Here is a 14,181-nt window from a genome sequence, read left to right on the forward strand (position 1 = left end):
CTTATTGTGTAATTGCCTGCGGCGGGAGGTGTGTAGCGCAGCCGCCATATCCTTGCCGCGACGCCTGACTGCCTTTCAGACGCCATCGCCGCTAGGACAGCCGGTATGAGGCGAACGGCTCGCCGTAGATGAACGGCTGGCTGAGCTGGTCCAGCTGCTCTGAAAGATGGGATTCAAGCTGCAGCTCCAGGCTGTCCAGGTTACGCTCTACCTGGGCGGGAGAGGTTGCACCAACGATCACGCTTGATACCGCAGGGCGCGCCATAAGCCAGGCCAGAGACAGCGCGCTCGGCGTGACACCATGCTCCTCTGCCAGCCGGCTCACCTGCTGCCCGAGATTCAGATTACGCTCCTGCAAAAACCGTTTGAAGTTGGGATCGGTGTCGGCTCTGGAGCCGGACGGCGTCCCGCCGTCATTATATTTCCCGGTCAATATGCCTCCGGCCAGCGGGAAATATGGAATGATGCCCAGCCCCTGATCGAGGCAGAGCGGAACCAACTCCCGCTCCGGTGTGCGGTCTGCAAGAGAGTAGCAGGTCTGAATAGAGCTGTAGCGAAGATATCCCCTCTGATCACTGATGCCGAGTGCCTTCATCAGCTCCCAGGCTGCATAATTGGATGCCCCGATATAGCGAACCTTGCCGGAGGATACCATATCATCCAATGTGCGCAGTGTCTCATCCAGCGGGGTGTCCGGATCAAAGGTATGGATCTGATAAAGATCGACATAATCAGTTTGCAGCCGCTTCAGACTGCCCTCCAGCTCCCTCATCAGATGATGCCGCGAGGAGCCGCGTTCTCCGGGACCTGCTCCGCGGGGAAGGCCTGCCTTGGTCGTCAGGACGGCGTCCTGACGCCGCCCTGTCAAGGCAGCGCCGATGATGGCTTCGGATTCGGTGCCCGCATAAATATTAGCGGTGTCCAGGAAGGTGATTCCGTGATCCAGCGCACAGTGAATGGTGGAGATCGAGGTGCTCTTGTCCGCTCTTTTGCCAAAAGCATTCGTGCCCAGGCCCAGTACAGATACGTGCAGCCCGCTGCTGCCAAGTCTTCTGCTCTGCATACAATCCTCTCCTTCTAACGTGATAGACAAGCCTAGTATATCGCTTGGAAGGAGCTGCGTTCAAATGTTCCTCTCCTGAACAAGGCGGGTGATATTCATCCGGGAATTGACAGAATGGCTATTTCTGGGTAGAGTAGAGGCAATAGAATAGGAAGTCCACTAGGGGAGCCGTCAGCGGCTGAGACAGGAGCATATCCTGGACCCTTTGAACCTGATCTAGTTCGCACTAGCGTAGGAAAGTGGAGCCGGCCGTCCGGTCTGCAGTGTGCCTTTGATCGAGGAACACGCGAGCAGACACAGCATGGATACAAAGCCGCTCCCGCTTACGGGAGCGGCTTTTATAATTAGATCCGGACGGCGGGATCAGGTTCACCTTCTTGTACAGGCCTGCACGGACTTCCTGCTCTTCAATTCATTTGGAGGTGGGACTCATGAGCTTTTCACAACAGCTCCGCCAAGAGGCGGACCCTATTTTTGAGGCAATCTTTAATCATCCCTTTGTCCGCGGTATTGCGGAAGGCCGGTTAGACCGGGAGCAGCTGATGCATTATGTAAAGCAGGATTTTGAATATTTGAACGCGTTTATGCGCATTTACGGCATTGCCATCTCCAAGTGCAGTGACCGCGAAGACATCGCAATGTTCAATGAACAGATTTCCTTCGTGCTGCACAGCGAGATTCATCCGCACAACAATTTCTGCGATGTGGCTGGCGTCACCTACGAGGAGCTGCAGGGCTTCCCGCTGTCGCCATCGGCACATCACTACATCCGCCATATGCTGACTGTCGCGCACGAGGGCACCTTGGGCGAGATTATGGCTGTCCTGCTGCCTTGCCCTTGGACGTATGTGGAGATTGGCGCGAAGCTGATGGAAGAGCTGCAGCCCGATCCGTCCCATCCGTTCTATGACTGGATTACCTTCTATGGTACACGGGGCGAAGGCGTTACGACGAAGCTGTGTCAGCGGCTGGATGCCTGGGCGCTTCAAGCCGGAGAAGAAGAGAAGAAGCGCATGAAGGAGTACTTTATGCTCAGCTGCCAGCTGGAGTATATGTTCTGGGATATGGCTTTCCGCCTGGAAGAGTGGCCGGTTCCGCAGCCCGCAGCAGTCGTTTAGGATATTTCCATAGAAGCATATAAAGGAGCAGACAACACTAATGAGTGACACGATACACAACAGGCTGCAAGATGAGCAGGTACATATTCCCCGCGCCTTGACGATTGCCGGCTCGGATAGCGGGGGCGGTGCCGGCATTCAGGCTGACTTGAAGACGTTTCAGGAGCTGGAGGTCTTCGGCATGTCCGCCATTACGGCCGTGACCGTGCAGAACACGCTGGGCGTGACGGGAGTCTATCCTCTCCCGCCAGAAGCATGCGCTGCCCAGATTGAGGCCGTATCGCAGGATCTCGGGGTAGATGCGGTAAAGACAGGCATGCTGTTTAATGCTCCCATTATTGAAGCGGCCGCCGAGGTCATAGGACGATATAAATGGAGCTCCGTGGTGGTCGATCCCGTCATGATTGCAAAGGGCGGAGCAGAGCTGCTCCAAGCCGAAGCGGTGTACGCCTTGAAGCACAAGCTCTTGCCGCTTGCCCGGGTCGTAACGCCGAACATTCCGGAGGCCGAGGCGCTGGCCGGCATCGAGATCCGGACGCCGGAGGACCGGAAGGAAGCTGCCCGCCGTATTCACAGCCTGGGTCCGGCGTTCGTCGTGATCAAAGGCGGACATGACGAAGAGGACAGCAGGCAGGTGACGGACCTGGTTTATGACGGAGACGTCTTCACCGAGCTCTCGGGGCGAAGAATCCACACGGTGCATACGCATGGAACCGGCTGCACCTTCTCGGCAGCCGTGACAGCATGGCTCGCCAAGGGGGCTGATCCGCTGCAAGCTATGACGGAGGGCCGGGCATTTATCCAGGCTGCCATTGAGGACAGCCTGGGACTCGGGGGAGGCCACGGGCCGACCAATCACTGGGCGTACCAGCGCCGCCTGGCTCGGCGCCAGCCAGCACAGCCGCGCAGCTAGCATGCCGCCCGCCCGGACCTCTCTTTCGGGCGGGTATACCGCTGCAGCGAGAGCACCACAATGAAAGGCTTGCCGGACTTGATGCCGGCAAGCCTTTTTGCTGCTGCGGCGCGGACCGGGCGCAAGGCGTCAGGGAAGGAAGCCGGGCAGCGTTTTTTTTTGCAAAAAACCGATCCTGAGGTATTGTACAATCCGTGCTCTTCTCGTATGTTAATAGCAGAGCTGTTTCTCCTACCCGAGCCCTCATCATCGGCGGATTGATAACAGAATATTACAAGGTGTAAGGGGTTACTGTTCATGGATGTTGTTTTGTTTTTACTGCTGTCCACCCTGGAGACGCTGGCGATTTATGCGCTCACGATGTCGCTGCTGAAGCTCAAGGCCTCCAGATATGCCGGACAGGCTGTTGTCGTCATGCTGCTGTCCAGCCTGCAGAGCTATCTGCTGAGGAATTCACTGGAGCTGGATTATCTGGCACCGATGACCACTGTAGTCATCTTTGTGTTCTTCTACGCAGCGGTCGTCAAGATTCCGGTCATCTGGTCTTTGATCGGCACGGTACTCAGTTATTTCGGCTACGCGATCATGCAGGGACTGCTGATTATGGCTATTTTCGGATCTATCGAAGCTGCACAGCTGCCGGAGAATGCCTACCTCACCCAGATTCTCAGTGCGGCAGCCGGATTCCTTCTCGCCTGGCTTTTGCACCGCTTCAAGATCGGCATTGCCCTGGAGCTGGAACGTCTTCGTCTGAAATATGAATACGTGATCCTTATGGTCCTGATGGCGATCGTATTGCTGCTGCTGGCTATCCTGTTTTACATGGCACAGCTGTGGCTGCTCATCCTGTTCTTCAGCCTGACCTTCGGGATTTTTCTGTATTATGCTTATCATTCGGAGGAGTTTGAGGTTGATGAAGATTGAACACGCCGCCTTAAGAATGGCCCAAGCTATTAAAAAAGAAGTGCCCGAGCATCCGTCTTCCATCGCTGTTCTGAAGCACGGTATTGCTATTCTGCTCAATATGACAGGTATTGTATCCGCTGTGCTGCTCATCTCCTGGGCAGCCGGCACTACGGCAGAGGCGTTGACGGCGATGATCAGCTTCGCCCTCCTAAGGCAGGTATCCGGCGGTGTTCATCTGAAGACCGGTGCCGCCTGCATTCTCCTGACAACACTGCTTCTGACTCTGATTTCCTGGGTCCACCTGCCTCAGATATGGACTCATGGCTTTACCGCCGGCGCCTTCATCCTGACGGCTATGTACGCTCCAAGCCGGATTGAATATCAATCCCGGATCCCCCGCACATTCTACAGAACGCTTACCTTCATCAGCTGTATGCTCATCATGACCAACTTTGTCATCCAATCGGATATTATTGCTGCTTCTTTTCTAGTTCAGGCTATGACCTTGATCCGCTTGAAAGGAGGTGAGAACCCTGACCCTGACCCTGCTCAGCAAAGCTAAACACGCTGCATTTACGGCAACCGCCACATGCCTGACGCTGCTCGCGGTATTTTTTGTTCAAGTAGCAAGCCCGGTCTTCATTTACAGTGGAGAAACGCCGGAAGAGCTTTTGAATAAGGACTGAACCCGCTCCGAAAAAACACAACGAAGCCTTAATTAGGTGAGCTTCATCTAACAAAGGCTTTTTGTGCTTTTATACAAGGAAAAAGCGTTAAAGAGCAACTTTCATCCATTTCAAACGTTTAATAGATAAGACTCTACAGTGAAAGTGAGGAGGAATTGTGATGAAGTATCCCTTCCGTGTGCTGCTGGGACTGCTGGCTGCTGTCCTCTGGTATACGGTTCTTCCCTGGGACGAGGCCTATGCCGGCAGTACGCCGGACGTATATATAGACGATGTGAGACTCCAGCAGGAGCATGTGGTCATGAAGGATAACCGGATCTTTATTGCCTTTACGGACCTGGTTCAGCTCCGCGAGGGATTGGACATGGAATGGAACCATGTAAATAAGGAGATTGAGATTACCGGGCCCAAGACGTATCTCGTCATTACGGTCGGGAAGAGCACTGTCATTAAGGATGAGGAGCAGCTGGAGATGGATGCCGAGCCCTTTATCCATGAAGGCAAGACCATGGTGCCGCTTCGCTTTGCCTCCGAGGCTTTAGGCCGGGAGATCAAATGGGTGAAGTCGGAGCAGACCGCGTACGTGAGCGGCGGGAGCACCGACGTGTGAGAAAGCCCGAGTGCACTTATATCGTTCAATCTTAGCCTGCTTCGACGTGAAGGAGGCTATTCTTAGTATCCGGCATTAAAAAACTCTCCGCCAAGTGGAGAGTGCACGTACAGCTTTATTCATTGCTGCGCCAAGGCTTCTTCCGTAATGCCCTTGATATCAATGGGGGAAATCTGACTTTCTTCTATAATATCCGGCAAAATATGTCCCAGGAAATAACGGACGCAGTGGAGGTCGATATTCTTGATCTTGATCAGCGCGTGGCGGTACATGAGCACAAATTCCTTCTCTGTATTTCCCCGCTGCAGCTCTGCAAAAGCCTCATACACCTGGTCCATCTTGTCCGCAACCTCCAGGATCAGCCCTTCAAGCGAGCCATCCTTGCCCTCCCGCAGCTGCCGGCGGAAAATGCCCTGAAACTCCTCCGGAATGTTCTCCTCAATAAAGTGCCGGATCATTCCTTCCTCCACCTGCTGCAGCATAGAGCGGAGCTCCAGGGAGGAGTGCTTCACCGGAGTCTTGATATCTCCGATAAAAATTTCGCCATAATCGTGGCTGCTCGTAATCTCATACAGCTTCTTCCAATTGATGGGTACCCCATTCAGCTCCTCAATATCTGCGAGCGTCTTTGCATACTGTACCACCTTCCAGGAGTGGGCGGAGACGCTGTGCTCTTCGAATTTGAATTTGCCGGGGGTGCGGATAATCCGCTCCAGGTCGTTGAGAGAACGAAAGTACGTGTGAATGCCCATCCAGGTCATCATCCTTTAATATAGAGTTATCCATGACTATACTCTACATAGATAAAGGGAGGATTAAGCCAGTGTAAAATGTGACTGCTGCCGTCCATCCTGCTTCAAGCCCGCGGCTTCAGCTTCTCCATCAGCCAGCCGAGGAGGAGGCCATACAGGACATGGCCCAGCAGCCAGATCAGCAGCGCCGGAACGTCGAACAGTTCAGGGGTTCGGTCCGACAAGGCAGTGGTAGGGAATAGCAGCAGGCCCACGACGGTGTTTACAAGAGCATAGATCCCCAGGCGCTGCCGCGCCGAAGCAGGATTAGGGCGGATGTACAGCAAGTAAGCGAGAACCAGGCTGAGCCCCACCGATACAATCAAATGCAGGCCGAACTCGGCGGCTTCAGGCAGCGGCAGCTGATTCAGGACCGGAATGTAGTCTACATTCAAGAGCAGCGTATACACCTTGAGCGAGGTAAGAGCCTCTGCAGCCTTCAGCAGCAAGCCCAGAAATATGCCCGCCAGTGTTCCCGCTAGTACGGCTGGCAGCATGTAGTGCTTCAAATTTCTTGTTGAGTGCATGTAAAATTCCTCCCCTGTAAGCTTAAATCATCAGATTTCGGTGTTTGGGGTAAATATAAACAGGAATGCGCAGCATTTCAATTTCATTGTAAACGATGTATATCATCGTTGTAAAAAAAAGAGAGGAGGGCGCTTGATGAAATGCGCCTTAGTCTGGTTTCGGCGGGATCTGCGTGTACACGATCACCAGCCGCTGTTATCGGCATCTGCGTCCGGTCTGCCGGTCGTTGGATTATACTGCCTGGACCCCCGGGAATACGGGGTGACCGGCTTTGGATATCCCAAAACCGGGGCACACCGGGCACGCTTCATTCTTGAAAGTGTGGCCGAGCTGCGGGACAACCTGAACAAGCTTGGCATTCCGCTGCTGGTTCGGCTGGGTAAGCCGGAGGAGGTCATGCCGGAGCTTATTCAGAGCGGCCTCGATCTGGTGGAGGTCCATGCTCATGACGAGCTGGGCACGGAGGAGTCCTATGTGCTGCAGCAGGTGAAGGACAGCTTAGGAGAAGTGGAGCTGTACACGTACTTCGGGCATAGCCTGGTCCACCCGGAGGATCTTCCTTTCCCGCTCGAAGAGCTGCCGAAGCTGTATACGCCGTTCAAGCAGCGGATCTTGAAGTCGCAGGAGCGCTGTATCCGCAGCATGCTTCCACTGCCGGAGCGTCAAAGCGTTTCACTGGCTGTCGAGGAAGGAGACCTGCCAGAGCTTGCCGCGCTGGGGCTTGCCGATGATGAGCTGCCGCCGCAGCCAGTATTTACCGGGGGCTCCTCGGCAGGCCGCAAGCGTTTGACGTATTATTTTCACGAGCAGGACCATATTAGCCGCTACAGTGAAACCCGCAACGGAATGCTGGAGCCGGACGCCTCCTCGAAGCTGTCACCTTATCTGGCCCTAGGCTGCCTGTCGCCGCGCTTTGTCTATTGGAGCCTCAAGGAGGCGGAGGCCGCCCGGTCGGTGAATGAATCGACGCAGGGGTTCCTGGATGAGCTGCTGTGGAGAGAGTACTTCATCTATGTGCATCGCAAGCATGGGAGCCGGATATTTGCAGCGGGGGGCTTGGACGGCAAGCGCCTGGAGTGGTCCAGCGACCCTGCGCTGCTGCAGGCATGGACTGAAGGCAACACCGGGTATCCGCTGGTGGATGCCAATATGAGAGAGCTGCGGCAGACCGGGTGGATGTCGAATCGGGGCCGGCAGAATACGGCTAGCTTTTTGGCAAAAAATCTGGGGATTCACTGGCGTGCCGGCGCCCAGTGGTTCGAGTCTCAGCTGCTGGATTACGACGTATCGGTTAATTACGGCAACTGGTGCTACAATGCGGCAGTAGGAAACGATACGCGGCCGTACCGGATTTTTAATGTCAGCAAGCAAGGGCGTGATTATGATCCTGCTGGCGACTATGCCAAGCACTGGCTTCCGGAGCTTGCCGCCGTTCCTGGGGAACAGGTCTATGATGTGCCTGAATGGACGTGGTTTGAGCAGCAGGAGTTTGGTCTGGAATTGGGGAAGGATTACCCGTTTCCTATTGTGGAGTGGATGCCCTCCGTTGAGGCATTTCGATCCCGGCTAAAACAGGCTAAAGGATAATGCAATGGAGGAACCGTTCCGATTTCGGAACGGTTTTTCTAGTTCTTTAGGAGGATGTCGTGTAGGAATGTCGAATTACCTAGATTAAACATATATCCAAAACCATAGGAGATTCGAAGTATGTCTGACAAACTTTATCGTTGGTTCAATATTATTTACGCGATTCAGGCAAGGCCTGGGATTACAGCTCCGGAGCTGGCTCAAAAATGTGATGTCGATGTCCGCACCATTTACCGTGATCTTCGTTCTCTGGACACCCTCGCTCCCATCGTCAATGACGGTTATGGCAAAGGCTATACCTTTGCCGGGGATTTCGCCATGTATCCTCTGAACTGGACGCCGCAGGAGGAGCTGGTGTTTACGATGCTTCCATCGATCCTGGATCACACCCAGCTTCCGCCGGGCTTTGAGAGCGCCTATGACAAAATAATGGCTGCCCGGACCCGGGAGAAGCGGCGGAATCAGGACATTTTGAAGCATGTGACAGACATTATTCAGATGGGCTCCCCGGCCTACCGGGAGGACAGCCCCAACCACCTGCTCCCTGTGATTCAGGCCATACTGGCAGAGCAGACGTTAAGCGTGACCTACCATACGCAAAGCCGGAATGAGCTGACTGAGCGGGAGATTGATCCTTATTATCTGATTCCGCGGGATCAGCGGTTTTACCTCATTGGCTATTGCCATTTAGCAGGGCAGATCCGCACCTTCCGGCTCAGCCGGTTCCGTAAACTGGAGGTCACCGCGCGTTCTTTTGAAAAAGGAGACTTCAATCTGGCCAACTACATGAAGCACACCTGGTCCATTGAGCGCGGAACCGGGCAGATCACCTTCAAAGTCAAATTTTCGCGCGAGGTCGCCCGTTACATCAAGGAGGAAGAAATGTTCGTCCGGCCCAAAATGACAGACCTGCCGGATGGCAGCCTGCTGTTTGAGGTCACCCTGAACCACGACCGTGAATTCCTGAACTGGGTCAACCAATACGGCCCGGACGCCGAAATCCTGGAGCCCCGCAGCTACCGCAAGATGATGCAGGAGAAGCTGTCGCGCTGGCGTGGGCTGTATGGAGAGTGAGGGGAATCTCCAAGCCTAACCCAACCAAAAATTGTAATTCTCAATACAGCTCTTTGTTCCTTCCTGATGCGCGTAATAGAGTTTTGTACTATAATGATAGCTGGTGCACTAATTCAACTCATAATTTATAATCCAGGAGGAGCGGTGTTCCGATGTTGAAAACTGACTATATCGATGTGTTGTCAGTTATTTCGCACAAATTGTATGATTCCGCTGCTAAGGTGATGGTGACGGCAAGCCGGACTATTCCGGCAAACACGTTCTGTATCGCCAAACTGGATAAAGTTTCCACACAGGTGCTAAAGGCGTATAATCGGGACAAGCTGATTTTGAATGAGGGGCTCGTGGTAGAAAACGCGGAGTCGTACTGCGCTCTCGTGACAGAGCATACCCAAGGACCATTAGTGATCGACAATAATCTAACGCATCCCTTAACCAAAGACATGGCAGCAACTCAATTTGTGGGCGGGTGCTCTTTCGTCGGTGTTCCCATACGTTCAGAGACTGGGGCATTTTATGGTTCTCTTTGTTCCTTCGATCACGAGTTTTATCGCTTCGGCGAGAGGGATGTTGAGCTGCTTCTTTCATTATCTGATTTTTATACGGGATTGTTAGAAATGGAACAAACGCTTGGGCTGCTTCGGGAAAAAGAAGTATTGGCCGAGCGATTGGTGGAAGAACGCAAGGATTTATTGGCTGTGCTGAGCCACGAAATTCGCTCGCCTATGAATGGTATTATCGGGATCGCGGATCTGCTGCATCATACGAATCTGTCGGATGAGCAAAGTATGTATGTGAATCTGATGGAGAAGAACGGACAAGGTCTGCTGGATATGATGGATCAGATTATGGAATATTCACGGCTGGAATCGGGGTCGCCGAAACAGGACCAAACCCCGTTTAGTATCAGGGATGTTCTCGACCGGGTGCTGCAGGAGTACACGCCTGCAGCAAAAGAAAAGGGCGTCCTGCTTCAATCTCAGTTTGAGGCTGAAGAAGAGCGGGCATTGCTAGGGGATGTAGGGAAAGTCACTACAATTGTGCACGGTCTTGTTGACAACGCCGTTAAATTCACCGATCGAGGTCAAGTCACATTAATTGCTCGGATGGAGACGAACCCCGAGGGGGCGTCGGTTGTGGATTTAGAAATTCACGATACAGGCTGCGGCATTCCGGTGGAGCAGCACGAGCGACTGTTCCAAGCATTTTCTCCTATTCGTGATGCTAAGGTTCCGGGTAAGCCGGTCGGAGTGGGACTTGGCCTTTCGATGTGCAGACAGCTGGCAGAGGCTATCCATGCCCGTGTTTGGCTAGAAGAAACAAATGAAGAGGGAAGCTGCTTTATTTTTCAGTTTGAGTGCCCTGCGATTTAACATCAACAGAAGACCCATGAAAGGAAGATCACATTGACAATAGAACCACAAGAGAACGCCCTGCAGCCGGAGGACCGGTACAAGAAGCTCAAGGCGGATGCGAACCGGATGGCGGACTGGCGTACGCGGGTAAAGGCGATTGAGGAATTAGGTGCACTCGATCACCCGCATGCGGTGGACGTTCTGATGCACCGCATGCAGCAGGACCCGGTATACCGGGTTCAGGTCGCTGCCTATGAGCAGCTGAAAGGCCTGGGCGAAGAGGTTCACAAGCCGAAGCCCAGTCCGGAAGAGCCGGTCAAAGGCTTGACCAAGATGCTCGTCCGCATTAAGAAGAGCCTGCCCAAGGATCACACCTACGAGCAGTTCAAGGACAAGCTGAACAAGATGAGAGCAGATGTCTATGACATCTATGAAGGTGAAAAAGGCGACGGCTTCGATGCCTGGCTGGAAGCCAAGTGGAGCGATTTGCGCATCTGAGGATAGGCCAAACCATATTTGTTTTCAGCGGCACTCCACCTGGAGTGCCGCTATTCATTTTTTGTAGGCAAAATAATCACATTTTTACAAGAAAGCGTTCACAATTACCGTTGACACTACAGGGATATTCGAATAATATACATTGTATACAATGAGTACTGAGTTAATTTCATAGCTTTTCTGACCTGAAATATTCGATGGGAGGGAATTGAAAAAAGTGAAAAGACAAACGAAAGTCTCGATTCAAGGAAGTGCCTGGCTAATTAATGGAGTCCCGACTTACGAGGGGAGAACATGGAAACATATTTCTATTGAAGGGCTGCTTATGAACAGCAGAATGGTTCAAGCAGTATTTGATGACCGCAATCCGGAAACAGCTGGAAGGTGGCGATACCCGGATACAGAAGTGTGGGACTGTGAACGCAACACGAATGAATTCCTGGATAACATGCAATCCTGGAGAGAGCATGGGGTCCTGGCTCTCACAATAAATCTGCAGGGAGGAAGTCCGGAAGGATACTCCCGTTTACAGCCATGGATCAATTCGGCATTCCATCCGGATGGAACTCTGGACGAAGCCTATATGAATCGGCTGGAGAGAATTCTGGATCGAGCGGACGAACTCGGTATGGTCATTATTCTCGGTTACTTTTATTTTGGTCAGGATCTTGTTCTGGCTAGCGAGTACGCTGTAAAACAGGCTGTTGTAAACGCTACCATGTGGGTCCATCAAAAGGGCTACACCAACGTGGTCATTGAAATCGCAAATGAATGTGACATCCTTTACCGTCATCCCATTATTTTAATGCCTCGAATACATGAACTCATTGAGCTGGCTAGACTCGTATCCCAATCACAATCACCGGGGGCTCCGCTGTTAATTGGTGCCAGCTGTTCAGGAGGCACCGTGCCTGCGAACCATTTGTTAGAGGTAAGTGACTTTGTCCTGCTTCATGGCAATTCCTGCAGCATGGAATGGATTTCTCGACAAATCGACTTGACACGCTCTCAAACGGGGTACAGAGGGCAGCCCATTGTAAACAACGAAGACGATCATTTTGACTTTGATCAAGACAGAAATCACTTGCTTATTTCCATCGAGCGTTCAGTTTCCTGGGGATATTTTGATCCCGGGCAAAGTGACTATGAGGATGGCTATCAGTGCCCTCCGGTGAACTGGGGAATCAACACGGCGAGGAAGAAGCAGTTTTTTGAAAAGATTAAAGAGATTACAGGACATTGATGACTACTTCATCCGGAAGGAGGTGAGGGTCCGGGACACCAATCAGCTGTGCTCGACGTGAAATTCCATGCATCATGAAGCCGCCTAAAGTGAAAAGTCACTGGACTGTTCAAATTCTAAAAAGTTGGGGGTTAAACAATGCAATCGAATGTTGTGAAACGGATCGTCCCAGGCTTGCTGGCATTATGCTTGGTCGTAACGGGGTGCGGAGCAGGATCGTCAGAGAAGGAAGCCGCTACTGTAGAGCCTGCTCAAAAGGTTGGCGACAAGTATGATCCGCCCATTACGATGACAACAGCAAGAGGGATTGATGCATCCTTGAAGTTCAAGGACGGGGAAACGATTGAAGATAATGTACATACCCGTTGGGCTAAGGATAAGCTTGGCATCAATCTGGAGTATATGTGGACAGTGCCATCTGAGCAAAATGGATTCGAAAACAAAATCCGTCTGTCACTTGCAGCAGGCAAACCGCTCCCTGATGTCATCACGGTTCCCAATCTCCTGCTCGCTGGCGAGTTAATGGATTCGGGCAAGCTCATGGACATCACAGAAGCTTTCGATAAGTATGCGTCACCACGATTAAAAGAAATCTATAACAAGCACCCGGAGCTGTGGCAGCTCGTGACCCGGGATGGTAAAAAGCTGGGACTCCCCTTAACAAGTGGTGGAGACGTAAATGATCCGGTTCTTTGGGTTCGCCAGGATTGGCTGGATGAGTTGGGCCTTGAGGCACCTTCCACCGTTGAGGACATGGAGAAAGTAATGAAAGCGTTTGTAGAAGCGAAGCCGGACGGTCACGAAACAATCGGATTATCCTTCTCTATGGATGGCGGCATTGAACAGGCTATGAGCTGGGTCTTTGGTGCATACGGGGACTATATGCCGCGAGCTTGGAACGAGTCTTCCGACGGTAGCCTGGTGTACGGCTCGATTCAGCCAAATGTGAAGGAAGGCCTTGCACTTCTACAGGACTGGTTCCGTAAAGGATATCTTGATAAAGAGGTTGCCTTGATGGACTGGAACAAGTCTGCAGAGGCGTTTAACTCCGGCAAATCCGGTATGATTGTGGGTCAGTTCCATTCCCCGCTAGGCCGGTTTAATCTGGAGAAGATCGAAGGCGCTGAGATGAAGCCATACCTGTATCCGGCAGGGCCTGGTGATCGAAGAGCGCATTTAGGCTCCAATTTATACGCGAATATTGCCCTGTTTAACAAGGATTTCAAGCATATTGATGCATTCTTCCATTACTACGACATGCTTCACGGCAATGTACTCGGCGACAAGTCCTCCGATTTTTATAATTGTTATTTTGAAGGCTATGAGTGTGTTGTAACGGATGGAAAGGCTGATCTAAAAAATGTTCCTGGGGGTACAATCCCGGCTCGCTTTTATTTGATTAACCAGCCAGAGATCCCATTTGTGCAAAATGAAATCAGAAAGAAGCTCTTTGATGGCCAAGAGCCTCAAACAGGATATGAAATCCGTACAAAGGGTTTAGGTGAGTTATCTGTCGAAGCAGGAGCTCATGTATACGAATCCAGAGAATACCGGGTTGAGAACAAGTTCTTGTCGGCACCTACCAAAACCATGCTCTCCCGAAAAGCTCAGCTGGATAAAATTGAGAACGAATATTTCACGAAAATCATTTATGGTGAGCTTTCTGTAGACGCTTTTGACCAGTTTGTGCAGGAATGGAAGAAGAACGGCGGAGACACGATCACAGCAGAAGTGAACGAATGGTACAAGAGTGTAGCTGCGAAATAAATGCCATGTAGCTGTCTGCGATCTATGCGGCTGCACCTTATG

The 14,181-nt window shown here is 52.2% G+C and carries 16 protein-coding genes and 1 riboswitch; of the genes, 12 read left to right on the forward strand and 4 right to left on the reverse strand.

Going from position 1 to position 14,181, the window contains the following annotated elements; all coding sequences use genetic code 11:
* Positions 1 to 91: 91 nt before the first annotated feature.
* Positions 92 to 1,063 carry an aldo/keto reductase gene (locus E6C60_RS04945; RefSeq protein WP_138224798.1) on the reverse strand — a complete coding sequence of 324 codons (972 nt, stop codon included), beginning with the start codon at positions 1,061 to 1,063 and terminating at the stop codon, positions 92 to 94.
* A 151-nt stretch (positions 1,064 to 1,214) separates the two neighbouring features.
* Positions 1,215 to 1,318: riboswitch (TPP riboswitch) on the forward strand.
* Positions 1,319 to 1,494: 176 nt separating this feature from the next.
* Between E6C60_RS04945 and tenA the strand changes: the two genes are divergently transcribed.
* Both tenA and thiD read left to right on the forward strand, forming a co-directional pair.
* Positions 1,495 to 2,181, forward strand: coding sequence for a thiaminase II (gene tenA, locus E6C60_RS04950; RefSeq protein ID WP_138224799.1), 687 nt, complete (start codon positions 1,495 to 1,497; stop codon positions 2,179 to 2,181).
* Between the two features lie 40 nt (positions 2,182 to 2,221).
* On the forward strand, positions 2,222 to 3,094 hold the full coding sequence (thiD, locus tag E6C60_RS04955) for a bifunctional hydroxymethylpyrimidine kinase/phosphomethylpyrimidine kinase (protein WP_138224800.1): 873 nt from the start codon (positions 2,222 to 2,224) through the stop codon (positions 3,092 to 3,094).
* Here thiD and E6C60_RS21445 read toward each other — a convergent pair.
* A complete protein-coding gene (locus tag E6C60_RS21445) occupies positions 3,091 to 3,219 on the reverse strand; it encodes a hypothetical protein (protein WP_267900164.1) in 129 nt (42 codons plus the stop codon). The two genes, thiD and E6C60_RS21445, sit on opposite strands and share 4 nt — an antisense overlap.
* Before the next feature lie 172 nt (positions 3,220 to 3,391).
* Here E6C60_RS21445 and E6C60_RS04960 point away from each other — a divergent pair, with 172 nt between their 5' ends.
* The 4 genes from E6C60_RS04960 (at position 3,392) to E6C60_RS04975 (ending at position 5,296) form a co-directional block, all read left to right on the forward strand.
* Positions 3,392 to 4,018 carry a hypothetical protein gene (locus E6C60_RS04960; RefSeq protein ID WP_138224801.1) on the forward strand — a complete coding sequence of 209 codons (627 nt, stop codon included), beginning with the start codon at positions 3,392 to 3,394 and terminating at the stop codon, positions 4,016 to 4,018.
* The gene (locus E6C60_RS04965; protein ID WP_138224802.1) at positions 4,008 to 4,562 is read left to right on the forward strand and encodes an accessory gene regulator ArgB-like protein; all 555 of its coding nucleotides are present in this window, start codon (positions 4,008 to 4,010) and stop codon (positions 4,560 to 4,562) included. Before E6C60_RS04960 ends, E6C60_RS04965 begins: the two co-directional genes overlap by 11 nt.
* Positions 4,525 to 4,686 carry an AgrD family cyclic lactone autoinducer peptide gene (locus E6C60_RS04970; RefSeq protein WP_233281149.1) on the forward strand — a complete coding sequence of 54 codons (162 nt, stop codon included), beginning with the start codon at positions 4,525 to 4,527 and terminating at the stop codon, positions 4,684 to 4,686. Before E6C60_RS04965 ends, E6C60_RS04970 begins: the two co-directional genes overlap by 38 nt.
* A 160-nt stretch (positions 4,687 to 4,846) precedes the next feature.
* Positions 4,847 to 5,296, forward strand: coding sequence for a copper amine oxidase N-terminal domain-containing protein (locus E6C60_RS04975; RefSeq protein ID WP_138224803.1), 450 nt, complete (start codon positions 4,847 to 4,849; stop codon positions 5,294 to 5,296).
* A 119-nt stretch (positions 5,297 to 5,415) separates the two neighbouring features.
* On the opposite strand, the gene E6C60_RS04980 is transcribed toward E6C60_RS04975, so the two are convergent.
* The gene (locus E6C60_RS04980; RefSeq protein WP_138224804.1) at positions 5,416 to 6,048 is read right to left on the reverse strand and encodes a YfbR-like 5'-deoxynucleotidase; all 633 of its coding nucleotides are present in this window, start codon (positions 6,046 to 6,048) and stop codon (positions 5,416 to 5,418) included.
* A gap of 104 nt (positions 6,049 to 6,152) precedes the next feature.
* A complete protein-coding gene (locus tag E6C60_RS04985) occupies positions 6,153 to 6,614 on the reverse strand; it encodes a hypothetical protein (RefSeq protein ID WP_233281150.1) in 462 nt (153 codons plus the stop codon).
* 136 nt (positions 6,615 to 6,750) lie between these two features.
* Here E6C60_RS04985 and E6C60_RS04990 point away from each other — a divergent pair, with 136 nt between their 5' ends.
* The 6 genes from E6C60_RS04990 (at position 6,751) to E6C60_RS05015 (ending at position 14,139) form a co-directional block, all read left to right on the forward strand.
* Positions 6,751 to 8,202 carry a DASH family cryptochrome gene (locus E6C60_RS04990; RefSeq protein ID WP_138224805.1) on the forward strand — a complete coding sequence of 484 codons (1,452 nt, stop codon included), beginning with the start codon at positions 6,751 to 6,753 and terminating at the stop codon, positions 8,200 to 8,202.
* A gap of 120 nt (positions 8,203 to 8,322) precedes the next feature.
* Positions 8,323 to 9,276, forward strand: a complete 954-nt coding sequence (locus E6C60_RS04995) for a helix-turn-helix transcriptional regulator (protein WP_138224806.1) — start codon at positions 8,323 to 8,325, stop codon at positions 9,274 to 9,276.
* Positions 9,277 to 9,428: 152 nt separating this feature from the next.
* On the forward strand, positions 9,429 to 10,649 hold the full coding sequence (locus E6C60_RS05000) for a GAF domain-containing sensor histidine kinase (protein WP_138224807.1): 1,221 nt from the start codon (positions 9,429 to 9,431) through the stop codon (positions 10,647 to 10,649).
* A 39-nt stretch (positions 10,650 to 10,688) separates the two neighbouring features.
* Positions 10,689 to 11,129: a HEAT repeat domain-containing protein gene (locus tag E6C60_RS05005; protein WP_138227636.1), complete on the forward strand. Its 441-nt coding sequence runs from the start codon at positions 10,689 to 10,691 to the stop codon at positions 11,127 to 11,129.
* A 217-nt stretch (positions 11,130 to 11,346) separates the two neighbouring features.
* Complete coding sequence (locus E6C60_RS05010) at positions 11,347 to 12,372, forward strand: hypothetical protein (protein WP_217496386.1); 1,026 nt, start codon at positions 11,347 to 11,349, stop codon at positions 12,370 to 12,372.
* Between the two features lie 138 nt (positions 12,373 to 12,510).
* Complete coding sequence (locus E6C60_RS05015) at positions 12,511 to 14,139, forward strand: extracellular solute-binding protein (protein WP_138224809.1); 1,629 nt, start codon at positions 12,511 to 12,513, stop codon at positions 14,137 to 14,139.
* Positions 14,140 to 14,181: the final 42 nt, after the last annotated feature.

The organism is Paenibacillus algicola (assembly GCF_005577435.1).
GTDB lineage: Bacteria > Bacillota > Bacilli > Paenibacillales > Paenibacillaceae > Paenibacillus_AQ > Paenibacillus_AQ algicola.